At 35.9% G+C, this 26,505-nt stretch carries 16 protein-coding genes and 1 pseudogene; 11 read left to right on the forward strand and 6 right to left on the reverse strand.

Annotated features, from left to right (window positions below; translation table 11 throughout):
* Positions 1-187: 187 nt before the first annotated feature.
* Positions 188-2,125 (reverse strand): DNA primase, encoded by a 1,938-nt coding sequence (gene dnaG, locus BWD121_RS04640; RefSeq protein WP_197684864.1) that lies wholly within the window; start codon positions 2,123-2,125, stop codon positions 188-190.
* 133 nt (positions 2,126-2,258) lie between these two features.
* On the opposite strand from dnaG, the gene BWD121_RS04645 reads away from it, so the two are divergent.
* The 5 genes and pseudogenes from BWD121_RS04645 (at position 2,259) to carA (ending at position 8,052) form a co-directional block, all read left to right on the forward strand.
* A complete protein-coding gene (locus tag BWD121_RS04645; protein ID WP_078663574.1) occupies positions 2,259-3,485 on the forward strand; it encodes a mechanosensitive ion channel family protein in 1,227 nt (408 codons plus the stop codon).
* A 149-nt stretch (positions 3,486-3,634) separates the two neighbouring features.
* Positions 3,635-3,857 (forward strand): annotated as a pseudogene (locus BWD121_RS08475) (Na/Pi cotransporter family protein); the annotation flags it as partial.
* Positions 3,858-4,604: 747 nt separating this feature from the next.
* Positions 4,605-4,856 carry a GlsB/YeaQ/YmgE family stress response membrane protein gene (locus BWD121_RS04650; RefSeq protein WP_010704039.1) on the forward strand — a complete coding sequence of 84 codons (252 nt, stop codon included), beginning with the start codon at positions 4,605-4,607 and terminating at the stop codon, positions 4,854-4,856.
* A gap of 577 nt (positions 4,857-5,433) precedes the next feature.
* Positions 5,434-5,952: a chorismate lyase gene (gene ubiC / locus BWD121_RS04655; RefSeq protein WP_078663575.1), complete on the forward strand. Its 519-nt coding sequence runs from the start codon at positions 5,434-5,436 to the stop codon at positions 5,950-5,952.
* Between the two features lie 900 nt (positions 5,953-6,852).
* A complete protein-coding gene (gene carA, locus BWD121_RS04660) occupies positions 6,853-8,052 on the forward strand; it encodes a glutamine-hydrolyzing carbamoyl-phosphate synthase small subunit (protein ID WP_078663576.1) in 1,200 nt (399 codons plus the stop codon).
* A gap of 114 nt (positions 8,053-8,166) precedes the next feature.
* Here carA and BWD121_RS04665 read toward each other — a convergent pair whose 3' ends face one another.
* Entirely contained in the window at positions 8,167-9,435 is a 1,269-nt protein-coding gene (locus BWD121_RS04665) for a TCR/Tet family MFS transporter (protein ID WP_197684865.1), read from the reverse strand.
* A 1,126-nt stretch (positions 9,436-10,561) separates the two neighbouring features.
* Here BWD121_RS04665 and carB point away from each other — a divergent pair.
* The 3 genes from carB (at position 10,562) to BWD121_RS04685 (ending at position 16,195) form a co-directional block, all read left to right on the forward strand.
* Complete coding sequence (gene carB, locus BWD121_RS04675) at positions 10,562-14,047, forward strand: carbamoyl-phosphate synthase large subunit (RefSeq protein WP_078663578.1); 3,486 nt, start codon at positions 10,562-10,564, stop codon at positions 14,045-14,047.
* A gap of 254 nt (positions 14,048-14,301) precedes the next feature.
* Positions 14,302-14,514, forward strand: a complete 213-nt coding sequence (locus BWD121_RS04680) for a cold-shock protein (RefSeq protein WP_078663579.1) — start codon at positions 14,302-14,304, stop codon at positions 14,512-14,514.
* Between the two features lie 478 nt (positions 14,515-14,992).
* Positions 14,993-16,195 (forward strand): pyridoxal phosphate-dependent aminotransferase, encoded by a 1,203-nt coding sequence (locus tag BWD121_RS04685; protein ID WP_078663580.1) that lies wholly within the window; start codon positions 14,993-14,995, stop codon positions 16,193-16,195.
* A gap of 273 nt (positions 16,196-16,468) precedes the next feature.
* Here the strand turns inward: BWD121_RS04685 and BWD121_RS04690 are convergent, their stop codons facing one another.
* Entirely contained in the window at positions 16,469-17,374 is a 906-nt protein-coding gene (locus BWD121_RS04690; protein WP_078663581.1) for a LysR family transcriptional regulator, read from the reverse strand.
* A 50-nt stretch (positions 17,375-17,424) separates the two neighbouring features.
* Positions 17,425-18,378, reverse strand: coding sequence for a thioredoxin-disulfide reductase (gene trxB, locus BWD121_RS04695; protein WP_078663582.1), 954 nt, complete (start codon positions 18,376-18,378; stop codon positions 17,425-17,427).
* Positions 18,379-18,679: 301 nt separating this feature from the next.
* Here trxB and BWD121_RS04700 point away from each other — a divergent pair, with 301 nt between their 5' ends.
* Positions 18,680-20,068: a TrkH family potassium uptake protein gene (locus BWD121_RS04700; RefSeq protein WP_078663583.1), complete on the forward strand. Its 1,389-nt coding sequence runs from the start codon at positions 18,680-18,682 to the stop codon at positions 20,066-20,068.
* A 796-nt stretch (positions 20,069-20,864) separates the two neighbouring features.
* Here the strand turns inward: BWD121_RS04700 and BWD121_RS04705 are convergent.
* Positions 20,865-21,923 (reverse strand): glycosyltransferase family 4 protein, encoded by a 1,059-nt coding sequence (locus BWD121_RS04705; RefSeq protein ID WP_078663584.1) that lies wholly within the window; start codon positions 21,921-21,923, stop codon positions 20,865-20,867.
* Between the two features lie 6 nt (positions 21,924-21,929).
* Positions 21,930-22,403 (reverse strand): transcription elongation factor GreA, encoded by a 474-nt coding sequence (gene greA / locus BWD121_RS04710; RefSeq protein ID WP_078663585.1) that lies wholly within the window; start codon positions 22,401-22,403, stop codon positions 21,930-21,932.
* Between the two features lie 329 nt (positions 22,404-22,732).
* On the opposite strand from greA, the gene BWD121_RS04720 reads away from it, so the two are divergent.
* Together BWD121_RS04720 and uvrB are read left to right on the forward strand one after the other, a co-directional pair.
* Positions 22,733-23,044: an SH3 domain-containing protein gene (locus tag BWD121_RS04720; protein WP_078663587.1), complete on the forward strand. Its 312-nt coding sequence runs from the start codon at positions 22,733-22,735 to the stop codon at positions 23,042-23,044.
* Between the two features lie 382 nt (positions 23,045-23,426).
* Positions 23,427-25,844 (forward strand): excinuclease ABC subunit UvrB, encoded by a 2,418-nt coding sequence (gene uvrB / locus BWD121_RS04725; RefSeq protein WP_346418162.1) that lies wholly within the window; start codon positions 23,427-23,429, stop codon positions 25,842-25,844.
* Positions 25,845-26,505: the final 661 nt, after the last annotated feature.

Raw genomic sequence — 26,505 nt, forward strand, 5'->3', positions numbered from 1 at the left:
AACGCGGGAAAACTACAGAAGTTTCCCCGACACTTTCAGCCCTTTTGAGATAATCTCTACACTCCATAGTAAGAATCAATTTCCACTTTTTTAAAGTTCACTCGTCATTCTTCACAAAAATGCCGTCTCTTACAATAGATTTTTTTCACATTAGACTTTGGTGACTGATTCGCTTAAAAAAAGCGAATCATTTTATCTTATTTGGCTCACTCTCATCTGTTTCTTCATCAAACCAACACCCAAACCCTTCAATCAAAGCTTCCGTTGCTCGCATTTGCTCCAATTCAGTTTTCGTTTCACGCAGTAGATCAAAAACCTCATTATTAGGATTTTCCATGAGTTGTTCCTCAATATCCTGTAATCTCTTATGTAGGTGGTGTTCTCGAAGATGCAAGTAGATAGCTTGTTTTAATACAGCACGAGCATCTTCTATGGGAGCTTTAGTAAAAGTAGTACGCATACCAACGCTTTGCACAAGATTTTTCATACGTTCTAAAATAGCCTTTTGCCCTTTTTCTTCTAAAAGTGTAATCATTACTGCTTTATCATGAATCTGCTGACTTCCAAGAAGCTCTAACATTGATTGATGAAAATTTGTTAATTCAGTATTTTTTAATTCTAACTTAGAGAGAACTTCAAAATTCTCATACCAAAGATCAGGATAATGAGCTAAAATTAGTAAAATAACTGCCTCACGCAAAGGAATAGAATGCGGCATATTGCGCACCATATTAGAATTTTCCAAAGTAGAAAAAGACTGTCCTTTAAACATTTCGTTTTTTTGGTTTTTACCATATCCTGCTGCACTCTTTTTTTGTAAAAAAGGAGGACGAAAAAAATCAAAAAGTCGTTTCTTTATATCTTGAAAATAATAACGTCGTACATCTTCATCTTTGATCGTAAAGACCTCTTGTTTAAGTCTTCGTTCCAGTGCTGCTCGCGCTTCTGGTGTTTCAAAACGTTGCCCATAAGTAGCGCGCCACCATAAAAGTTCAATCAGTGGAATTGATTTTTGCAAAAAAGAATTAAAAAGAGGAGCACCACCAGCACGAACAATTTCATCTGGATCTTCACCTTGTGGCAATAAAATAAAATGTACAGATACCCCCACCCTTAAAAGGGGTAACACACGATCAGCTACACGAAAAGCAGCTTTTAAACCAGCATCGTCTCCATCAAAACAAAAAACACAATCAGATTCCATCTGCCATAAAAGTGCAATTTGTTCCTCTGTTAATGCTGTACCCAAAGGCGCTACGACTTTCTCAAAACCAGCCTTTGTCAACGCAATAACATCCATATAGCCTTCAACGACGAGAATAGAATGCGCTTTTTCCTCTTCCATGGAATGTTTGCTTTTGCGAGCAGAAGCTGCATTGTAAAGCATATTTCCCTTATGAAAAAGTACCGTTTCAGGACTATTGAGATATTTTGCTCGCACACTTTTATCTAACGTACGTCCTCCAAAAGCCACCACACGCCCACGTAAATCTTCAATAGGAAACATGATACGATTTCTAAATCGGTCGTAAGGAACTGTAACATCCTCACCCGATATAAGAAGACCACAATCTTCCATCTGTTTTATCGAAATACCACGCATGCTCAACGCTTCTTTTAAAGCTGTACGCCCTGTTGGAGCAAAACCAATCCGAAAACGTTTTATAAGCTCTGGCGTCATACCACGTTCATTAAGATAATGACGTGCCTGTTCTCCCCCCTTATCATGTAAGTTATACTGAAAAAAATCTGTAGCCATTCCCATAACATCATAAAGACTGGCTTTTTGCATTTCACGTTCATAACTTTGTGGATCAACGAGAGGTAGTTTCATACCTGCAAGATCAGCCAAACGCTCTACAGCTTCACAAAACTGCAAACCATCAAGTTCACAAAGAAAAGTGAAAATATTACCGCTCACACCACAACCAAAACAATAATAACAGCCTTTACGATCATTACAGTGAAAACTTGGAGTTTTTTCACCGTGAAATGGACAGCAAAACCAAAAATCTCCTCGTGCGGGCTTGCTTTTTCGAGGGTCAAACGTCACCCTTTGGCTAATAACCATTGAAATCGGTAATCGGCCGCGGATCTCGTCAAGGAAATCAGGTGGAAAACGCATTATTTCTCACAGAGTTTAAAATTCTTTTTTGTATGTTTAACTACTTTGAAGCATAATTCCAATACTTCTCTTAAATGGTTGACAAATTCTAAGTGATCAACCCTAAATAATTTGAGAAATTGGAGATAGAAAAGTGACCGAATTTCTTGCTCAATATCCATTACTAGAGGCTATTTCTTGGCTTATTATCCTTACTCTTATTGCTATTTTAATTAATATTTTAGCACGCAAATTGCTTATTCATAAAGCAAAACAACTTTTTTCTTTTCTTCCCGCAGATACAACTAATGATACTGAGTACACCATTCGGCACATGGCTAATACTGCTTCAGCCTTTATTTTCTCAATCGGTGTTAATTTTATCCCTACATTACCTAATCCACTTAGTACCATTATTCGTAATGTTTCCAATGCTTTTATTATTTTTGTTATTGTCTTAATAATTTCCGCACTTCTCAATATTGTTAACACCCTTTATGAACAACGACCAACATCGCGGTTAAAACCGATAAAAGGTTACATTCAAATCGCTAAAATTGCGCTTTTTACTGTTGCTACTGTTTTAATATTAGCTAAATTGATTGACCGCTCTCCTCTTATCCTTTTTTCCGGTCTTGGTGCGATGGCAGCTGTCTTGATTTTGGTCTTCCAAGACACGCTTCTTTCTCTCGTTGCAAGTATCCAAATTTCATCCACTGATATGGTACGTGTTGGTGATTGGATTGAAATCCCCAATCTCGGTGCAGATGGAGACGTAATTGAAATTGCACTTCACACTGTTAAAGTTCAAAATTTTGATAAAACGATTACCAATGTCCCTATTCGTAAACTTGTAACCGATCCTTTTAAAAATTGGCGTGGTATGCAAGAATCAGGTGGAAGGCGTATCAAACGATCTCTTTTTATTGACCAATCCAGCATCCGATTCCATAAAGAAGAAGAACAAGAATACTTGATGCAATTTAATCTGTTAGAAAACTATTTTGCACAAAAATTACCGGAAATCAATGAATGGAATGCTAAATTAGATAAAAACCGCGACATACCAGCTAATACCCGTCGCTTAACAAACATTGGAACTTTCCGCGCTTATATTTTATCTTATTTACAAAATCACCCAAATATTACAAATAATATGACTCTCATGATACGGCAATTATCCCCTACACCAAATGGTTTACCTTTAGAAATCTATTGTTTTACGAACACCACTATTTGGATAGAGTATGAACAAATTCAAGCTGATATTTTTGATCATCTTTATTCCATCCTCCCTAGTTTTGGTCTTAAGCTTTTTCAAAACCCGAGCGGTTATGATTTTGTTCATGCATTTGAAATCAAGAAAAACTGTAAATCTTAATTATATGAGTTCTTTAAATCAAACTACATTCTCAACATAAAAAGGAAAGAAAAAGTATCACGAATAGCATTAGTAATTCTTCATCTTGCAAGTGCTATTTCTCTACTTTTTAGGTTACACACGCATGGTGTAAACAGGAACTGACATGGATAAGTATTGCCATAAAACCTTTACGTGATAGCGCAATTTTGCCTAATACTACCATTATCTTTCAACAGATCTTATTTCTGTTTTTTGTTGGTGGCAGTCGTAACTTATTTTTCACATTCATTCCATTACAGGCATCGTTTTGTTAATAAATTTTGCTAATTATGATCTCACTCATACCCAACTATCGTTGTGATGGTACTTAGCATTAATTTAGGTTCTTCTTTCGCAGCAATACACAATGCCTACATTATTTTAATATATTTGCCCTTCTTGCAAAAAAAAACACGATCAAGATGAGTTTAAAAACCAACCACTAAACTTATTTATATAAGTACAAATGCAGCCTGACAAAACTCCTGACTTAATAACTAAACACCTCTTGATGATAGTGTTCTAATCGCCCAACTACAGTGTTTTCTAATGTCATATGTGAGAAGTGCTCCATATCTGTATCTTGTTGATTATAATGCTGCAAAAAATGGAATTTTATGAAAATCCAGATCATTCCACCGTTATGAGCTCAATCAATAAATATTAGTTGTTAAAAGAAATAAAAAAGTCTACAATTACTTATAATAGTTGAAATGACTCGCTTTATTCCCATGCAACTGTTTTAGCTAATGCGCATATTGCATTAATGTTTTCATCTTATACGATATCTATACTGTACATACTTATTAGCGCAAAAAAGATCAGCTCCGTAATTTAGAAAAAGAAATGAGCTTAAAAATACTTACAATGAAATTAATGTTCCAAATATAGAAATATCCAATCTGTATTTTGATAGTGTTCATCATTTGAAACAAATTAATTCTCTTCTTTCTTCCATGATCTATCCCATTTTAGAAGAACAGGAAGCGCCCCAAAGTTCTCGCCTCCATAACCCTTCTAAACAACAAGCAAGACTTGACCTTTAAAAAGCTTACCCTAACTAGAATTTACAGTTTAATTCAGGCAAAGGAGAGCGTAATGGAAGATGCAAACATCGGCTGGATTGCAGCTATTATTATTGGTGGTTTTGCAGGTTGGGCTGCACAATATTTTATGAACAGTCGAACAGGAATATTTTTAAACATTATCCTAGGAATTATTGGAGCGTCATTGGCTAGCTTTCTTTTTGGCCTTTTTGGTGTTACTTTTGTTGGTGTATTTGGTTACCTTATTTCAGGTTTCATCGGCGCCTGCATTCTTATATGGGTCGGTCGAAAAATTCGACCATAAAATGTTTAGTTTCAAAGGCACCTTTTGGTGCCTTTTTAAGCCGCCTTAAAATTCTATTTTAGTTTTGAAAATTATAATCTACCAGCTAAATACAGCAAGTAACCATTCCGCACAATGATCATCCCACTAGAATTAATATTGATTTATCAGCGACCAAAATCTTAAAAGCGTAACTAATGATAAAATCTTGATATGAAGACGAAAAATAATATTTTTAACACACTAGCTAATATTCTCTAAAAACTTTCTCTATATAGCAAATTGTTTAAATAATAACTGTGTCCAGTATGAAATAATTACTGTAATTCACATTCACATCATTAGCATTTCCTGCGTAAAATAATGTAAAATAGTATAATATCGATAATCAAAATTCTTAATTAAAATAAAATGCGCTAATCATACTACTAGATTTGTTTATCAGCAAAATACTAAAACTATAGTCATAAAGCCAATAATCCATTTCTGCCCAACCCTTATCAGCTTGCTGCTTTTGTATTTCTACATTATAATTAAAAAGCTTTATAACAGGTATTTTAACAACCTGTATTATCTAGAGCAACATGCAGTTTGAATCATGTCGAGGACTAGAACTAGAAACTCCATTTTACCACCGTTACAGTGGTTATCTGATCGAGACCCTTCAGTACCTATTACTATCAAAAATTGGTTGATGGAACAAGGCTCTATGACTCGTCGTTTGGAACGTCATTGTACTCAGATACATATTGAACCGCAACGTGAATGCTTCATTACTTATGATGAGCTAGAGGACGAGGATGAGCATTTACCTGACACCTCCCGTTATTGGCTACGCGAAATTGTATTAATGGGAGACAATCAACCCTGGCTCTTAGGGCGTACAGTGATCCCACAAGAAACTCTAAATGATCACAATCAACTAACAAACTTGGGAAATGTACCTCTAGGGCGTTATTTATTTAACAGTAAAGAACTAACCCGTGATTACATTCATATTGGACGAAAAGATGCGCTATGGGCACGCCGTTCTCGTTTGCGGTTAGCAGACAAACCACTATTGCTAACTGAACTGTTTTTAATTGCTTCACCAATATATAAAACTGACCTTATATAAATTAGAAAAATCAATCTTTTGAAAAGAAACGTAGTATACAATAAATAACAAAGACCTTATTCATTGCCCTCCATCAATGAAACCTCACTAATTTGACTACTTTTACTAATTTTCTCATAATATTTATATAAATGAGCGTTATTTATAATAACTCATTCTACTTTTTGCCAGCTTAACGTTCTACTAGTTATAAAAAACGGCTTGAGATATTCTTAGTCAATTTGACAAACTTACTTAAGCGTTTATGAAACGCTACCAACTATAACCTTAAAAAAATCTACTTATCTATGTAATCGTTTCTTTTGAACAAAATTATAACTTACCCATCCTATATAGCATAATTCTTGTTACCTAAAATACCATAAAAACCTAATCACCTTGTGTCCTATTAACTGGCAGAGAGATCGCAAACAACAACCCCTGCTACTTGCGTTTTAAGCTCCAAAATATCAGTTTATTCATAAATACGTATTGATTTCTAAAACCACCATTTTTGTTAAAATGGAATGTCTCTGACTATTATCACTTTTATTTTTCTTCACCATCATCAAACACTCTAAATACTCTGATATTCTTTATAATCACATAATATCCATTAAGTAACGTAGAGCAAAACCTGTTCTCTCTTCTTCTACAAAATCATTTGGAGCCGCTTTATTAAGCTAATCAATGCAATATAAATTTATCCAATTTTGTTCAAATGGGTACACACCCTTTTAGTACTCTTTAATATCTGACAATGCATAATAATAATAAAAGTCTCGGAAAATCTAAAAATGGGGCTTTACCTATTTATGGAATATACTTATACTTTCAAAACTAAGCAAAACATTGCAAGATAATATACAGCATCTGCTATGGCTGCGGTTTTCGTATGACGTCGAACTGTGAGCGCACACTATGACACAAACCACCCTATCTTCTAAACCTTGGTGCACAAGTAAACCTACAGCTCTTTTAGTATTAGCCGATGGAACTGTTATTGAAGGCAAAGGTGCAGGAGCCACGGGTATTGTTGAAGCAGAAATATGTTTTAACACTGCCATGACAGGTTATGAAGAAATTCTCACCGATCCATCATATACTAAACAAATCGTTAATTTTACCTTTCCTCATATAGGCAATGTAGGTATAAATAGTGAAGATATTGAAGATCTTACACCAATTAATCACCATGGTGCAGTTGGTGCTATTTTTAAGGCAGATATTACTCACCCCTCTAATTACCGTGCGAATGAAAACTTAAATCAGTGGCTTAAAATGCGTCAAATCATCGCAATTTGCGGCATTGATACACGTGCATTAACTGTTCTTATCCGTGAAAAAGGTGCGCAAAATGCCATTATTGCTCACGATTTAAATGGTAATTTTGATCTTAGTGCTCTAAAAAAACGTATGCAAAAATGGTCAGGGATCACCAATCTCGACCTCACAAAAAAAGTGACATCACACCAGTTGATGGAATGGAATGAAAAAGCGTGGACTTGGAATCAAGGTTACGGTAGAAACAGTAAATGCAATTTTCATATCGTTGCGATTGATTATGGTATTAAGCGCAATATACTCCGCCTTATGGCAACACAAGGTGCGCGTATTACTATTGTGCCAGCACATACAAACGCAGAAGAAATTCTGGCAATGAATCCTGATGGCATTTTTCTTTCCAATGGACCAGGAGATCCATCTGCCACAGCCGCATATGCAGTTCCAACTATAAAAAAATTAATTGACTGTAATATTCCACTTTTTGGCATATGCCTTGGCCATCAGCTTCTTGCCCTTTCTGTTGGAGGTAGAACCATAAAAATGCATCAAGGACATCATGGAGCAAACCACCCTGTAAAAGACCTCACCACTGGAAAAGTAGAAATTACGTCAATGAATCATAGTTTTACTGTAGATGCAGCGTCTCTACCAAAACATGTTGAAGAAACACATATTTCTCTTTTTGATGGCTCAAATTGTGGCATTCAAATTATTGGAAAGCCCGTTTTCTCTGTTCAACATCATCCTGAAGCTTCCCCTGGACCACAAGATAGCCAATATCTTTTCCAGCGTTTTCATAATCTGATTATAGAGTATAAAAAACAGCTTAATTAATTTGAATTTGCCATCAAACATTGGTGCATTCTTATTGTATTCAAATACACCAGCTCTTGAAATAACAAAATAGCTAGATTCGTTTATAGAGCACAGGAGTTATATTTTACTGAATTATTTTGGTAAAACATCTCCAGGAAGCTTTTTTAGGGACTGTCTTACCCAGAAAGCAAATACTAAAATGGCTAAAAAAAGCACACAGAAACTCCCGGCAAAAGGCGCACCAGAAAAATGAAATGCTGCATCTTTATGTGTAAACAGCTCAAAGAGAAATGTATAAAAAATGGGCCCAATTATCAAGCTTAACGAAGTAATGGATGTCATTGCTCCCTGTAATTCCCCTTGTGCATTCGCTGGTACTTGTGCTGCAGCAATAGAACGCATAGGTGCATGAACAAGATATTCAAGCACTGTACAGACAAAAACAACATAAATCATCCACCCTTGCGCTGCAAACATATAGCCAAGCATAGCAATTAATGAAAAAAGGAGTCCTACCATAGTCATGCGCCAATCGCTCCAGCGCTTAGAAAGATATGGTAAAACGAGAACCATCACAAAAATCTGACCTACACCAAAAACACTATAAGACAATCCAATAGAAAATGTGCTCCAATCATAGCGTTCTTTAGCAATAAATGCCCAAACGCTCGGCCATACAGCTTCTGCAAGCCAATAAAGAAAAAAGGCTAACAACACCCAAATAACTGCTGGATATTGTCTAAGTTGCAAAAGTGCACCTAAAGGATTAGCACGCTTAATATCAAAACGGCGCCTATCATGCATAGCAAGAGTTTCTGGGAGCATAAACCATGCAAAAATAAAATTAACAAATGAACAAGCAGCTGCAAAATAAAAAGGCAAACGCAACTCAAATTGGCCCAAAAAGCCACCAATAAGGGAGCCTATAATAAATCCTACTCCAAATGCCATTCCTATCATACCAAAATTACGTGTACGAGTTTTATCATCTGATATATCTGCTAAATACGCTGAACAAGTTGCAAAGCTAGCACCACTTATCCCCGATAAAAGACGCCCAATAAACAACATAGAATAACTCCATGCTATAGCGCATATAAAATTATCAATAGCAAAACTAATAATAGAGATAAGCAAAATAGGACGCCGACCATAACGGTCAGAAAGATTACCAATCAAGGGAGCAAATAAAAATTGCATTACTGAATAGACTGCCAGCAATATACCCCCATTTATGGAAACCTTACTAAGATCCTCTCCAGTCAAATGACGAAGATATTCAGGCAAAACAGGACTAATAATTGCAATACCAATAATATCCAATAACAGAGTAATAAAAACTAAAATGAGCCCACGACGGATAAATTTGGGATCGAGCTTTTGATCTTTCACAGCATGCATATTTCTTCGCCTCTGTTTTTTAGACCTTATTTATTTTTAGAGCCGCCCAAAAACATAACTTGAGTTTCATATATAACAATAGCAAAATAAAAAAAGGTTACGGAAAACATAAAAAATATGATATAATACTACTTATTATTAAATTTTATAACCATGTCTAAACTATTCACCACACGTAAGAAGTTTGAATAAATTTCAAAACTCCATAACCGTGTATGTTTTTTTCAAAACATTATCATTATTTTGTTGCCCACGTTTAGTATTTCTACACCATCACTTTTGAAAAATCTTTTTTAGTTGGTTAAATCAATCAAAATCTTAATGTAACAACCTTTGCAATTTTATCCATACAAGAAATATTAAAATTGCTATAAACCCATTGCATATTTATGCAGGTTATTTCTTAAAAGAACAATCAAATCCATACACAATAACATAAGTTTAGAAAATACCGCAGTGTGCGATTTTGGTATCACTATTCAGTTTGGAATGCACCATTAAAATAAAAACTACAATCAGCCAAATAATGATAAAATCAATAGCAACGATGCAATCTACAAATAAATATCAATATAAGTTCTTGCTAACACGTGTTATATCAGCAGAAAATTACAGCTAAATATCTTTCTAGCAATGTTGAACATTCATTATCGTGTTTAAAAGAGAGCTCTATTTTGAACGTCATAACTAAAGATGAACACAATACTAAAGAGAACACAATCAAAATCATCATCCAAAAATTTAATAAGGATAATCAGCATATAAGCATGCTACAGTTATTGCTGTACACAAACAGCTTAATTTCCTATCTGTCTAAATTCTATTTACGATCAACAGCTGTTTATATCTTATCAAACACACCAGTCTTCAATACACTGGATTTGAACGTGCTTTTCGATAATACATTATTACCTCTTTTATCAAAAAACACACTTTCACAGCTATATAAAGTTTATCAGCAACAAAGAAGAAAATATTGCTTTCCAATTTTTATAAAAAAAGCATGGAAAAAGCATTTTATGGATTACTTTCCTCGTTTATTAACCTATAAAGTGAGTTTAGCCTTAAAATTTTTCAATATTCTGCCTGCCACAACTGCGCACAGAAATTTGTGATAGGAAAAAATATGCCAAAACGTACAGATATAAAATCTATTCTTATCATTGGAGCAGGGCCTATTATTATTGGCCAGGCATGTGAATTTGACTATTCAGGCACACAAGCTTGTAAAGCTTTAAAGGAAGAAGGCTACCGAATTATTCTAGTCAATTCTAATCCTGCCACCATTATGACCGATCCAGATTTAGCTAACGCGACTTATATTGAACCCATCACTCCAGAAGTAGTCGCTAAAATTATTGCTTATGAACGCCCAGACGCTCTTTTACCTACCATGGGAGGACAAACAGCACTCAATACAGCTTTATCATTAAAGCGCATGGGAATTTTAGACCGCTATAACGTTGAAATGATTGGAGCTAATGCTGACGTTATTGATAAAGCCGAAGATCGTGCTTTATTTCGCAAATCAATGGCAAAGATCGGTTTAGAAACACCGCGTTCTATGTTAGCCAATGCCACAGAACTCAAGGAAGAAGATCGTCGGTTATACGAAAAAAGACGCACTGAACTGAAAACTGAACTTTCCGGTGATGCACTTGAGCAGGCATCAGAAAAACTTGATCACGATTGGTATCATACAGAAGCCGATCGTAAACAACGTTATATAGCACACGCCACAGCTAAAGCAGTTCAAGCTCTTGATATTATTGGTCTTCCAGTTATCATTCGCCCTTCATTCACGCTTGGTGGCACAGGTGGTGGTATCGCTTATAACCGCTCTGAATTTTATGAAATCATTGAACGTGGCCTTGAAGCATCTCCTACAACGGAAGTTCTGATTGAAGAAAGTGTTTTGGGATGGAAAGAATATGAAATGGAAATTGTCCGCGATAAGCAGGATAATTGTATTATCGTTTGTTCCATTGAAAATATTGATCCTATGGGTGTCCACACTGGTGATTCTATTACCGTTGCCCCTGCTCTTACTTTAACCGATAAAGAATACCAAATCATGCGTAATGCCTCAATTGCTGTATTGCGTGAAATTGGTGTCGAAACCGGTGGAGCTAATGTGCAATTTGCTGTCAATCCCGAAAATGGTCGTTTAATTGTCATTGAAATGAACCCACGTGTTTCACGCTCTTCAGCACTTGCTTCAAAAGCAACAGGTTTCCCAATTGCCAAGGTAGCGGCTAAATTAGCGGTTGGCTATACACTTGATGAATTAAAAAACGATATTACGGGTGGTATAACACCAGCGTCATTTGAGCCATCTATCGATTATATTGTCACCAAAATCCCTCGTTTTGCTTTTGAAAAATTTCCCGGTTCATCACCTGTCTTAACCACCGCAATGAAATCTGTAGGAGAAGTTATGGCAATTGGCCGTACTTTTCAAGAATCATTGCAAAAAGCGCTCCGTGGACTTGAAACAGGTCTTACCGGCCTTGATGAAATTGAACTTCCTGAATATGCTGAAGGTGATGAAAATAATTCTATACGTTCAGCCATCGCAATACCAAGCCCTAATCGTCTACGTTATGTGGCTCAAGCAATGCGCATGGGCTTGACCTTAAATGAAATCCACCAAATAAGTAAAATTGATCCGTGGTTTTTAGAACAGATAGCTTCTATCGTTGAAATGGAACAGCGTATTCGCACTCACGGTCTTCCTCAAGATGCAGACAATCTACGTATGTTAAAAGCCATGGGCTTTTCAGACGCACGTTTAGCTAACCTTACAGGACAAGAGTCAGACAGTATTACTGCTTTACGTAAATCACTTAATGTTAAACATGTGTTTAAAAGGATTGATACTTGTGCTGCTGAATTTGCTTCACCTACAGCTTATATGTATTCAACCTATGAAACACCTTTTGCAGGGGTAGCATGTTCAGAAGCACACGTTTCTAAACGCAAAAAAATTGTCATTTTGGGTGGTGGTCCAAACCGCATCGGCCAAGGAATTGAATTTGACTATTGTTGTTGTCATGCTGCTTTTGCCTTGCGTGATGCAGGCTTTGAAGCCATCATGATTAACTGCAACCCCGAAACTGTTTCAACCGACTATGATACATCTGACCGCCTTTATTTTGAACCTTTAACAATAGAAGATGTTTTAGCTGTTTTAGAAACAGAACAGGAAAAAGGTGAGTTGATTGGAATTATCGTTCAATTTGGCGGACAAACACCGTTGAAATTAGCAAGTGCATTAGAAAAAAATAACATTCCTATTTTAGGTACTTCACCTGATGCTATTGATCTAGCAGAAGATAGAGATCGCTTTCAACAATTACTATCTAAGCTTAATCTAAAACAACCCAAAAATGGCATTGCCCATTCAATTGAACAAGCACGTCTTGTCGCTCATGATTTAGGATTTCCATTAGTTGTACGCCCTTCTTATGTTTTAGGTGGACGTGCCATGCAAATTATTCGCGATGAACGTAGCCTGCAAAATTATCTGCTTGAAATAGTTCCTGAATTAGTTTCAGAAGATCTCAAAGCCTGTTATCCTAACGACACAACAAAGCAGATCAATACATTACTTAGTAAAAACCCACTTTTATTTGATACCTATCTAACACAAGCTATTGAAGTTGATGTTGATTGTTTGTGCGATGGTGAGGAAACACTGGTCGTTGGCATTATGGAACATATTGAAGAAGCAGGTATCCATTCTGGCGATTCAGCTTGTTCTTTGCCTGTAAACACACTTTCACGTGAATTGGTCCTTGAATTAGAACGTCAAACCAAAGCTTTAGCACAAGCACTTCATGTTGTGGGATTAATGAATGTACAATATGCCATCAAAGATGGAGCGATTTATGTCTTAGAAGCTAATCCCCGTGCCTCGCGTACTGTTCCATTTGTTGCAAAAACCATTGGCCGACCAATTGCTAAAATTGCTGCACGTATTATAGCAGGAGAAAAACTTCACAGTGCACTTCAAGCTTACGGTGGATTACCTTCTACGCCACAAAAACCGCATATCGCAGTCAAAGAAGCAGTTTTTCCTTTCGATCGTTTTCCAGGTGTAGATACGCTACTTGGTCCAGAAATGCGTTCAACCGGAGAAGTTATGGGGGTAGATTACGAATTTGCGCTTGCTTTTGCTAAAGCACAACTTGGAGCTGGTGTTGATCTGCCATATGAGGGAACTGTATTTGTTTCTGTGAGAGATGAAGATAAAAAACGTATCCTCAAATGCGTCAAACGCTTAACTGAGCTTGGTTTTTCTGTTTTAGCGACAAGTGGAACACAAAAATTTCTGGACTCTCATGGCGTTAAAGCCCAAAAAATTAATAAGGTGCTAGAAGGCCACCCTCATATTGAAGATGCCATTCGTAATCGGCAAATCCAATTAATTTTCAATACAACAAATACGGCCAGTGCCATTTCAGACTCTAAGTCGTTGCGCCAAGCAACACTCATGCAAAAAGTACCCTATTACACAACAATAGCTGGAGCTGAAGCCGCAGTACAAGCTATTGAGGCACTTAAATCCAAATATTTGGAAGTACGTCCGCTACAAAGCTATTTTTCTTAAGATTTGGACTGCACCTACAAAACATAATGTTTCTAACCTCTTACTCACCTTTTCTTTATATAAAATACTGATTAGACTTGTTTCTTATTCAAAAGTCTTTTATCATTATCGCGATCGGATTTTCGGTTACGTGACTTTTTTCCTGTGCAATACGCATCTTTGACAAAACTTCTCCTGCCCATAATTTCGATTTAAAGCCATATTGAAAGCTTTTAGCTTCAGTATATGATAATTTTATATATAAGGAGTTTCCTATGTCTTCTACAGGAACAGTTAAGTGGTTTAATACAACAAAAGGTTTTGGTTTTATCCAACCCAATGATGGGAGTGCAGATATATTCGTACATATTTCTGCTGTTGAACGCTCCGGTTTGAGTAACCTTAATGAAGGGCAGAAAATTTCATATGAAGTTGTTCAAGATCGTCGTTCAGGAAAACTTGCTGCTGGAAATCTCGCAGTTCTTTAAATTCAAGCTTATTTTGTTTTTTAAAATCTCGTCTTCATAGGCGAGATTTTTATTTTTTTAAAATATTTTACCTTGATAAAATAACGAATATTTGCAGAATTTTTGCACTTACCTTCAAATCTGCTCACAATTATCTATAATTTCTTTTTTGTGAAAATCTTTAAGAAAAATAATAAAAGATATGAAAAATTAACTAGAAAAAACTTCAAGTGTAAATTGCTCATCTCACCTATAAATGATAGCACTGTTTTATCAGAAAAATTCAAAGTAAACTTCTGCATTACTCCAGATAAAAGAAGACTTTCTTCACATTTGCTTTTTAGACATTCTTCCAGAATTTCAAAATAAAATTGTATAATCTGTGCTTAAAAAAATTTTTTCTAAGAGTTTTCTTGTAGTTTTTTATTGCTTACGACATAATCTTTTATTGGAGTATTATTTTCGACAATGACCCGCTTATATCATTAAGGATTTTATTATGGCTTTTATTGCTGATAAGCTTTCTCACATCAAACCTTCTGCAACAATTGCTGTTGCCCAAAAAGCGCGTAATTTAAAAGATTTAGGTCGTGATATCATTTCCTTAAGCGCTGGAGAACCAGATTTTGATACTCCAGACAATGTAAAAAAAGCCGCCATTGAAGCTATTCAACGTGGAGAAACAAAATATACGCCCATATCTGGTATTCCAGAATTGCGTAAAGCAATTTCTGCCAAATTTAAACGAGAAAATAACCTTAATTATACACCAGAACAAATCATTGTCGGTACAGGTGGAAAACAAATTCTTTTTAATGCGCTTATGGCAACTTTGAATAAAGAAGACGAAGTCATTATTCCCTCTCCCTATTGGGTGAGTTATCCTGAAATGGTTATCATCAATGATGGCACACCTGTCTTTGTAGAAAGTAAAGCAGAATTCTCTTATAAACTCCAACCGCAAGATCTAGAAGCTGCTATCACTCCAAAAACCAAATGGTTTATTTTTAACTCTCCTTCAAATCCATCAGGAGCTGCCTACACATACGATGAATTAAAAAAGCTAACAGACATTTTAGTAAAATACCCTCATGTTTATATCCTCGCCGACGATATATATGAACACCTAACATATGGAGATTTTACTTTTGTCACTCCAGCTCAAGTAGAACCAAAGCTTTACAATCGTACATTAACAATGAATGGTGTTTCTAAAGCCTATTCAATGACAGGTTGGCGAATTGGTTATGCAGGTGGGCCTCAAGAATTAATTAAAGCCATGGATACAATTCAAGGGCAACAAACCTCTGGTACAAGCTCCATTTCACAATGGGCAGCTGTCGAAGCACTCAATGGACCACAAGATTTCATTATTCAAAATAAAAGTATTTTCCAAGCGCGTCGTGATCTTGTCGTTGCCATGCTTAATCAAGCTTCTGGTATTAATTGTCCAACACCCGAAGGTGCTTTTTACGTCTACCCTTCTTGCGCAAATCTCATTGGCAAAAAGACACCCGGAGGGAAAATTATCGCAAATGATGAAGACTTTGTAACAGAACTTCTAGAATCAGAATCTGTTGCTGTAGTGCAAGGATCTGCCTTTGGGCTTGGGCCTGCATTTCGCATTTCTTACGCAACATCAGAAAAAATACTCGAAGAAGCTTGCTTGCGTATTCAGCGTTTTTGTAACAGTTTACTTTAAAAAGTTTTGAATCATTTTTTATATTTAAAAGCAAAACTGGGTATACACTCACCTAATTTGCTAAGACCTGTAGAGAAAAACAAATCTAACAGATCTTCGCAGAAAAACACAAGAAAACGTAATAGAAGTAGATATAACTAAGAAGTAATAGATTTATAGCATTTTACAAAAATGAAGAATAAAAACTTAAAGTGAGCTGCTGTACATTAAACAGCATAACTTATTAAAGCTTTTTTACTTTAATTACCCAATAATTTAAAAAACATCACTCTATTAAAAAGACCATTTACGAGCTTTTAAAAAAATATAATCTCGAAAAGCATTGAGCTTTGCCGAATTTTTCAAAGCATCAGGATAACAAAAAAAGGTATCAAAGGAAGGGATATCAATCATATCAGGAAAAAGACGTACAAGCTTCTCATTGTTATTCACGATATAATCGGGAAGAACAGCAATACCAAAATCACGCATAAGCGCATTCTTGATTGAAATAATATTATTAATTTGTAAGACTGAAACACGCAAAGAGCCATCACTTCTTCCTGCTTTTTCCAACCAATTCAAACCAGACAAATAAGAGGGGACAGGTTCACCAAATGAAATAATGCGATGTGAATCTAGCTCAGATAATTTTTCTGGCTTTCCATAAGTTGCAATATAATTTACTGAAGCATAAACATGCATATGAACCGTAAATAATTTTCTTTGTATAAGACCAGGTTGTTGGGGTTGACGTAAGCGAACTGCGCAGTCTGCATAACGTATTGTTAAATCAATCTCTTTATCATCAAGCAAGAGCTGTACTTGCATATCGGGATAAAGACTAAGAAATTCATGCACACGCTTTGCAAGCCAACCCGCCCCCATTCCAAAAGTTGATGTAACGCGTAAACGCCCTGTTGGCTTTTTGCTGCTTTCGTTTAATTGCGAACGCGCATTTTCAAGCTTCATTAAAACATCATAAGCGGTACGGTAAAGAATTTCGCCCTGCTCTGTTAAAATTAAACCACGCGCATGACGTTGAAACAAGGGAACACCAACATCCTGCTCTAAAGCAGCGACCTGTCGTGAAATTGCTGATTGAGACAAATGAAGCTTTTCAGCTGCATGCGTAAAAGAACCTGCTTCTGCTGCAGCGTGAAAAACTCTTAATTTATCCCAATCCAACGGTGAAGTCACAATTTTTCTCTAATCTCTTTTACTAATTAAATAATTGCTGTTTTAAAAATTTATGTCTGTAAATCTAAAAACCGTTCTGCCTCCAACGCAGCCATACATCCCCTTCCTGCAGCAGTCACAGCTTGACGAAATACATCATCCGCTACATCCCCTGCAGCAAAAACGCCAGAAATGCTTGTAGCTGTTGAATCTGGTGCTGTCCATAAATAGCCACCTGGTTTTTGTTTCAATTGTCCTTCAAACAAAGAAACAGCGGGGTCATGCCCAATAGCAATAAATATCCCGTCTGCATCCACTTTAAGTTCTTGACCTGTTTTAATATTTTTAAGACGCGCTCCTGTCACAACAGCACCCATTGATGAATTAGCTGGTAAACCAACAATTTCTTCTACTATATGGTCCCAAATAATACGTACATTATCGCGAGAAAATAATCTATCTTGCAAAATTTTTTCCGCACGAAAATGATCTCTCCGGTGAACTATACTAACACTTTTAGCCAAGTGTGATAAATAAAGTGCTTCTTCAACAGCTGTATTTCCACCACCGACAACAATAACATCTTTATCACGATAAAAAAAACCGTCACAAGTAGCACAAGCAGAAACACCACCGCCCATAAAGGTTTGTTCGCTTTCCAAACCAAGCCAGCGAGCTTGTGCTCCTGTTGCAATAATCAATGCATCACAACAATATTGTGTTCCTGAATCACCATATAAAGTAAAAGGACGTTTCGATAAATCAGCTTTTATAACACTATCATAAACAATTTCCGTACCCATATGCTCAGCTTGTTTTGCCATTTGTTCCATCAACCATGGCCCCTGAATTGAATTAGAAAAACCTGGGTAGTTTTCAACATCGGTTGTAATTGTCAACTGTCCACCCTGCTGCACTCCTGTAATTAAAACAGGCTTAAGCATTGCTCTTGCCGCATAGATTGCCGCTGTATAACCAGCCGGCCCCGAACCAATAATAAGAACGCGAATATGCGGTTTTGTCATAAAATCCCTTTCTCTTTTATCCTCTTATATCTATAAATTATGATGAAAAATGTAGCCTTTTTAAAATATTTCTCTTACAATTCAAGTTACGGTTCACCTGTATTTCTTTCAAGATCTACTAAAGGTTGATTGCCAATTTATCATAGCTTGCGTACTATAGAGACTAAACTGCATCTTATATAAATATATACACACTAATGAGTACAAAACCACAAACAAAATAAAAAAGAGATAGGAAACGGTCATTTTTCAGTTTATTACCAATATCTGTGCACGTTTTGCATTAACCATGGGAATAGCAATGCTTTTGCCTGCTCTTGCAGATCTGCGCGATGGAAACCACAATTGGGCAGCCTTTCTTTACTCTTGTGCTATAACTACCATGCTAGCAACGCTGATTCTTTTAGCAACCAAAGGTGCTAGCTGCCGTTTTTCAGCACGCCTTGGTTTCATGCTGACTATTTGTCTTTGGCTAACAGGTAGTATAGTGGGTGCTCTCCCTCTTTATCTTTCTCCACTCCCAATTTCCTTAGCAGGAGCAATTTTTGAATCTGTTTCTGGAATTACAACAACAGGTTCTACCGTAATCACAGGCCTTGATAATCTCTCACGAAGTATTTTGCTATGGCGTTCCCTCATCTGCTGGATAGGAGGTATTGGTTTTATTGGTTTAGCTTTATTGCTTTTGCCTTCGCTTCGTGTTGGAGGAGTACAACTTTTTCACATGGAATCATCAGATAAATCCGAAAAAATATTGCCCCGTATTAATCAAATCGCCAATGGAATTATCATTGCCTATATTGGATTAACACTTGCTTGCATGCTCTCTTATTTTGCTGCTGGTATGACTTTATTTGATGCCATCAACCATGCAATGAGTACGGTAGCAACTGCTGGATTCTCAACTCATGATGCCTCATTTGGTTATTTTTCTGATAAACCAGCTATCCTAATTGTTTCAACAATCTTCATGTTGCTTTCTGCTTTACCCTTTGTGCTTTATGTAAAACTAGTACTTCCTGGCCAATCAAAACGCTCTATTGATCCACAAGTAATCGTTTTTCTAAACATTGTTTTCTTTTTTAGCTTTGCTTTAGCTGTGTGGTTGCGATCTCAGGATCATCTTACCTTTCATTGGGCTTTTCTTGATGTGATTTTTCACGTTGTATCTATCATTAGCACTACCGGCTACAGTGCTGAAAATTATCAACTTTGGGGACCTTTTGCATTTGGTGTTTTTTTCATTGTTTCTTTTACAGGTGGGTGCGCTGGTTCTACCTCTGGTGGTATAAAAATCAACCGCTTAATTATTCTTTGGCGCATTGCACAAACAAATATGGCAAAACTTCTTTCCCCTAATGCAGTTGTAAAAGTTCGCTATGATCATTCAAATATATCTAGTGATATTGCTCAATCTGTCTTGCTGTTTGTATGCCTGTATATGTTTTGTCTTCTTATCGGCACTACACTTTTACTCATCACCGGACTTGATTTCACTTCTGCTTTTACAGGCGTTTTAACTGCACTTTCAAATATAGGTCCAGGTTTTGGAGAAATTATTGGTCCTTCTGGTAATTTCACGACAATTAATGATAATGCTTTATGGATTTTAAGCTTTCTCATGCTAGCCGGTCGTCTCGAAATTATAACTATATTCGTATTTTTTATTCCTACTTTTTGGCGTGAGTAGTGTTTATGCTTAATGCTTAATTTTGTAATAAAAGAAACTCACAAGCTAAACAAAAAGGTAAACAACACACACGTTAAGGTCACTCTTCAATCTAATCGATTGGCAAATCCTTAAAGAACTTCAAATGGATAGTTACATTAGTAATGTTAACTAACATCAACCATAATTCCTGTTTCATCTGGCTAAGATATATTTGTCAATAAGCAAGGTAACATTATTAAAAACCACTAAACATTGGTACAACAGACTTTTTATATTGAATGAGATTTGTAATATTTCGCCTTGTAGAGCTTTTTTATCAATCCAAAGCTAATCTGCACTACTTCTTTGTTATGACTTACAAATGGCTATCAGCTTATTAATATAGGAAAGTTCTGGTAAATCTGATTTTTCTATACTACGTTATACTTGATATCAAAACTTTTCAAAGCTTTGTTGTTTAAACAATCCGCCTCTATTTTTAGTATTGAATCAGTACAAAAAAGCTCTAACAATCTGCATTTCGAAAGAAGAACTATCCTATACCCCTTAAATGGAACGTTGTAGAAAAAATAACATTTTTTAAAATTCACTGACAGTAATGTAACAAAACAAAAATCTGAAATAATTATTGTTAACTATACTTCGCCCAAAAAGAATTTAACACTGTACCTTCATGCAACCCCTCTTGATATAAACAATCATTTAGGTTCTAGTGAATATACTCAGAATTATTTTGCAAACGGTATACGATATTTCTTTCAAGGTATCTGTTTTCTCTCTTCAAAATAATTATCCTAAAAACCTTGAAGTGTATTTAGAATGTTTTTTCCTCAAACATCATCTCATAGACACTCCTAATTGCAGCAGCTTCCTTTTCTAAAGGAAAATGAGTGCGAACATGAGTTAAAGCCTTTTTCCCTGTAGCCAATGTCTTTTCTAAATCAGCAAAATAAGGTTCAATTGCAGCAGTTAAAGCTAATCCATCTCCTGCTTTAACAACTGTTCCTGTTCCTTCTACTACTAATTCTTCATAAGCACCTGCATCACTGGTTACTACAGCTGTTTGCGACGCCATTGCCTCTAGTGGTGTTAAACCAAAACCTTCTAAACGAGAAGGTGCCACATAAAGCGATAGACGACGGTACCATAAAGGTACATCTAATACTTCACCAAGAATAATAATGCGATCATTCAAACCAGCATGAGCAATCTTTTGACGTAATTTCTTTTCAAAATTATAATGTTGTGTTGTAGTACGACCAGCGATAATTGCTGTCCAATCAGGATAGTGTGGCAATAATTTTAACATTGCATCCACAAATAAATCAGTACCTTTTAAATAGCGCACACGCCCAAAACACCCTACTGCATATTTTCCCGGTAGCCCTGTTGCTACAAAGCAATCATTAACAGTTTTCGGTGGTGAAAAACGCTCAAGATCCACCCCATGCATAATAACTTGATAAGGAATTTCTAGATAAGTTCCAGTACGCGCACTGGTAGCAATAACTTCATCCATACGACGAATTAACCATTTCGTAAAAGGCTTATGTTGACGCTGAGACGCTGACGTAAAAATGAGTTTAAGCTTCATGCGCAAAACATCGCGAAAAAAGATACCACAGAGCATCTCAATATTGCGTCGTGCATGCCAGATACGAAATGGTTTGCTTACTGGATTTTTCCAAAGCCCAAAAAGGTCTCTAAAAGAAAGAGCTGGCAAACTTTGCGGCAATCCCCATCCCAAAGTAGATATATGTATGCCCTGTTTTCGTTGCAATGGAATAAGTTGAATAATTGTAGACGTCACCCCTGACATACGTTTTTTAAAATGAGGAGCAATAATATCTGTCTCTTTTAAAGATACATACATAATAATTTAGATATATTGAATCTCAATAATTTCATAATTATGTGCCCCACCTGGAGCATTGACTTCAATAACATCACCCTCTTGCTTACCAATAAGTGCACGTGCAATAGGTGAAGAAATAGAAATTTTACCAGTTTTTACATCGGCTTCTTGATCACCAACGATTTGGTAAACCTTTTTTTCTTCAGTATCTTCATTCAAAAGTTTTATAGTAGCCCCAAATTTAATTCTATCACCCGAAAGGCGAGAAACATCTATAACTTCTGCCCGTGCAATGTAATCTTCAAGTTCGTTTATACGCCCTTCATTATGACTTTGCGCTTCTTTAGCGGCGTGATATTCAGCATTTTCCGACAGATCACCATGCGCACGTGCTTCAGAAATTGCTTCAATAATCCGTGGACGTTCCTGCTGTTGGCGCCAACGCAACTCCTCTTTGAGATTTTCAAAACCGGTTGTAGTCATCGGAACTTTTTCCATGATCCGTCCCTTTCTTTTACACAGAAGGCCTTATAAAAATACAAAAACGGCTTCCAAAATTGCTTTTGGAACCCGAGCATTACAACTTTCTTATTATATAGGACAAAAACCTCGTTTTCCATATAAAAAAAATAAAAACAATAAACAGCATATTGGGATTCTTTTAGATAAATTTACATTTTCGGCTTAAATACTCACCCACAACACCTATAATGATAGACACATCAAAGAACAATTATATTTTTCTATCTTATCATTAACTTAAACAAAAAAGACATTGTATAAAACTAAGAAGAATGAAACTATATAAAAATCCTATGAGGCCAATAATGAAAAAAATGATTGTTTTTTTTATGTTCGGTTTTTTTTTCCTGACCACAACAGCAAGCCAAGCCACAAATGCAATTGTAACAAGAAATCTTAATCTTAGAGCAGGACCAAGTATTCATTACACACTTCGAGGTTTCATTCCTGCAGGACAGTTAATAGCCGTCTATAGCTGTAAAAATAACTGGTGCCAAATTAATTATGACTCACAAACTGGTTGGGTATCATCTCGTTATTTATCATTTAAAAATGGAAATGACCTCTATTATACATATACGATACCATCATCTTCAATTATCTACCATCATTATTGATAACGTTGAGTGAATTTAGAAATCCCAACACTGCACATTTTTATCATTCATCCCACTCTAGCAGCTATACTTATACTGTTCTAATTTTTCTAAGCTAACTGCATTTCTATCAAAGACAATAGCTATTCGTTAAGTAGCGTAATCATACAAGAACTAAATAACAACCATCACACACAACAAATAAACAATAGGTACAAGCAACTCTAGTGTTATCAGACTAAAAATGCTAAAAACCTCTCCATAATAGGTAGAATGCAAAGCTGATGATAACATTGAAGCCTTTTTTACTATCTCTTACGATAAAAACTCATAAAATGTCCTTATAATGTCGTACCAAAAACCTAAAAGACCTGCCCCAAAATCTAATAAAACGTCCTGTAAGATAAAAACAGGCCATACTACAATTGCTAAACAATCTTCTGCTACTAACTCTAACCCAGTAATAGAGTCTGATATTTCCTTTAAAACTGCAAGTGATTTTACATCTCACAATGCAACAAAAACTGGTGTTACAGCAACAGTCGAAGCTCTTTCTACGCTTATTGCTTCGGATAATCCCCTTTTAAAAAATGGTACAGTATGGACACCTCATCGCCCCATTCGCCCTGAAAAATCTGAAGGTGGAATTCCATTCCAAATAAACACACCTTTTGAACCTGCAGGAGATCAACCAGCAGCAATTAAAGCTTTGGTTGAAGGCATCGAACGAAACGAGCGTACTCAAGTACTTTTAGGCATTACCGGCTCAGGCAAAACCTACACAATGGCTAAAATCATTGAAGAAACACAACGCCCTGCTCTAATCCTAGCACCAAATAAAACTTTAGCTGCTCAACTTTACGGAGAATTCAAAAGTTTTTTTCCCCACAATGCTGTTGAATATTTTGTTTCTTATTATGACTATTACCAACCAGAAGCCTATGTTGCACGCTCTGATACTTATATAGAAAAAGAATCCTCTATTAACGAACAAATTGACCGTATGCGCCATGCAGCAACACGTGCTGTACTTGAACGTGATGACGTCATTATTGTTGCATCTGTATCCTGTATTTACGGAATTGGCTCAGTAGAAACTTATACCGCCATGACCTTCCAAATGCAAAAAGGTGATAAGTTAAATCAACGGCAATTATTAGCTGATTTAGTTACTCAACAATATCGTCGACAAGATATAAATTTTACGCGCGGTTCTTTTCGTGTGAGAGGTGATACGATCGAAATATTTCCTTCTCACCTTGAAGATCGTGCTTGGAGAATTTCACTATTTGGTGACGAAATTGAAACAATTACTGAATTTGATCCTTTAACAGGGCAAAAAACGGGGGATCTTCAATCTATTAAAATTTATGCAAATTCACACTACGTCACACCACGACCAACATTAAATCAAGCAATAAAAGCAATCAAAATGGAATTAGCCCAACGTCTTGATGAATTAAATTCTGTTGGCCGCCTTTTAGAAGCACAACGTTTAGAACAGCGCACAATATTTGATTTAGAAATGTTAGAGACGACTGGTTCTTGTTCCGGAATTGAAAATTACTCACGCTATTTAACGGGCCGTAATCCTGGTGAACCGCCTCCAACCATGTTCGAATATATTCCCAACAATGCTCTTATTTTTATTGATGAAAGTCATGTAACTATTCCCCAAATTGGTGGGATGTATCGGGGTGATTTTCGACGAAAAGCAACTTTAGCTGAATATGGATTTCGCCTACCCTCTTGTATGGATAATCGTCCTTTACGCTTTGAGGAATGGGATGCTATGCGCCCACAAACAATTGCCGTTTCTGCAACACCTGGACGTTGGGAAATAGAACAAACATGCGGCGTTTTTGTCGAACAAATCATTCGCCCAACAGGGCTTATTGACCCACTAACACAAGTGCGCCCCGCACGCACACAAGTTGATGACGTTATGAATGAAATTCGCAAAACAATCAAAAAAGGTTATCGTACATTAGTAACTGTTTTAACCAAACGTATGGCTGAAGATTTGACAGAATATCTTCATGAACACAACATTCGTGTACGCTATATGCATTCTGACATCGATACATTAGAGCGTATTGAAATTCTTCGTGACCTACGACTTGGTACTTTTGATGTTTTGATTGGCATTAACTTATTGCGAGAAGGATTGGATATTCCAGAATGCGGTTTTGTTGCTATTTTAGATGCTGACAAAGAAGGATTTTTACGCTCAGAAACCTCTCTTATCCAAACAATTGGACGAGCTGCACGTAATGTAGATGGCCACGTTATTCTTTACGCGGACACAATCACCAACTCCATAGAACGAGCCTTGCAAGAAACAACACGACGCCGACAAAAGCAAATAGCTTACAATGAAGAACATCATATCACACCTACTAGTATCCAAAAAAATATCGGTGATGTCCTCAATTCAGTTTACGAAAATAACCATCATGCAGATATACCTGATTTTGTTAAACAAAATAATAAAGTTGATAATAATTTAGCCAACCATATTCAATATCTCGAAAAATCAATGCGTGAAGCAGCTGCTAATCTTAACTTTGAAGAAGCAGCTCAGCTTCGTGATGAAATCAAACGCCTACAGAAAATAGAATTAACAATTGCTGATGATCTTTTAACACATAATAATAGTGAATATTCCACCAATGAGACAACAATACAGTCAAGTCTTTTCTCCAAACCTGATCTTGACCATATGGGACCTACTATGGATGTCGGTCTTCTAGAAAATCACCAAATAGAAAAAAAGCTGCGTAAAAAAACTCTTAATAAAAGAAAATATAAAGGAAGCTGAAAGCTTTTCAAATAATAGTTTTAAACAAATAACTCATAGTCAAATAAATTCTAGCACTTCTAAAACTCAACTTTCATACAACTAAGAAACGGAAGCGTTTTACAAAAAATGGTCGCCCAAAACATTAGTAAGCTCAAAATTTATAATCAAAAAATTATATTTTTCTGTTTCTATAATCCAATAGTAAAAAAAAACTTGCTTTTTTAAACTTATTTTTAGCTAAAAAACGATACAAAAAGACGAATTTGTACAAATAAAACTTTTGTCAAATATTCTCTACTTAAGAAACCTTATTACATTTAAATAATGTTATAAATCTCAAAAAGTTATAAAAGAGCTACTCCCCAATTTTGAAACAAACAAAAGCTAATAAAAAGAGAGTTTTTCATATATCAGAAGCCACCTTAATATACCAATTTGTATACAATAATAAGGGTTTTTATTTAATTAACCTCAATAATGATAACATTGATATTTTTATCATATTTCTATTGTCTAAAACTCAGACTTTACTAAATTAAATGGTGTACAAAATATATTCGGTATAAAAATTGATCACCGTAGTAAAAACAAAACTTTAAATACTAACGTTTTATGTGTTAACCTAGTATAACATATTTTGTGTAATCAGATTTTTAGCGTAATTTTATGTTGTTATTTT

The sequence above is a fragment of the Bartonella sp. WD12.1 genome (assembly GCF_002022415.1).
Taxonomy (GTDB): Bacteria; Pseudomonadota; Alphaproteobacteria; order Rhizobiales; family Rhizobiaceae; genus Bartonella.

Excerpts from the sequence above, each read along its gene's own strand:
- carB (WP_078663578.1), top strand. The coding sequence starts at position 10,562 with ATGCCAAAACGTACAGATATAAAATCTATTCTTATCATTGGAGCAGGG.
- dnaG (WP_197684864.1), bottom strand. The coding sequence starts at position 2,125 with ATGCGTTTTCCACCTGATTTCCTTGACGAGATCCGCGGCCGATTACCG.
- greA (WP_078663585.1), bottom strand. The coding sequence starts at position 22,403 with ATGGAAAAAGTTCCGATGACTACAACCGGTTTTGAAAATCTCAAAGAG.
- BWD121_RS04705 (WP_078663584.1), bottom strand. The coding sequence starts at position 21,923 with ATGTATGTATCTTTAAAAGAGACAGATATTATTGCTCCTCATTTTAAA.
- BWD121_RS04700 (WP_078663583.1), top strand. The coding sequence starts at position 18,680 with ATGCTTTTGCCTGCTCTTGCAGATCTGCGCGATGGAAACCACAATTGG.
- BWD121_RS04720 (WP_078663587.1), top strand. The coding sequence starts at position 22,733 with ATGAAAAAAATGATTGTTTTTTTTATGTTCGGTTTTTTTTTCCTGACC.
- BWD121_RS04665 (WP_197684865.1), bottom strand. The coding sequence starts at position 9,435 with ATGCATGCTGTGAAAGATCAAAAGCTCGATCCCAAATTTATCCGTCGT.
- ubiC (WP_078663575.1), top strand. The coding sequence starts at position 5,434 with ATGTCGAGGACTAGAACTAGAAACTCCATTTTACCACCGTTACAGTGG.
- trxB (WP_078663582.1), bottom strand. The coding sequence starts at position 18,378 with ATGACAAAACCGCATATTCGCGTTCTTATTATTGGTTCGGGGCCGGCT.
- carA (WP_078663576.1), top strand. The coding sequence starts at position 6,853 with ATGACACAAACCACCCTATCTTCTAAACCTTGGTGCACAAGTAAACCT.
- BWD121_RS04650 (WP_010704039.1), top strand. The coding sequence starts at position 4,605 with ATGGAAGATGCAAACATCGGCTGGATTGCAGCTATTATTATTGGTGGT.
- BWD121_RS04685 (WP_078663580.1), top strand. The coding sequence starts at position 14,993 with ATGGCTTTTATTGCTGATAAGCTTTCTCACATCAAACCTTCTGCAACA.
- BWD121_RS04680 (WP_078663579.1), top strand. The coding sequence starts at position 14,302 with ATGTCTTCTACAGGAACAGTTAAGTGGTTTAATACAACAAAAGGTTTT.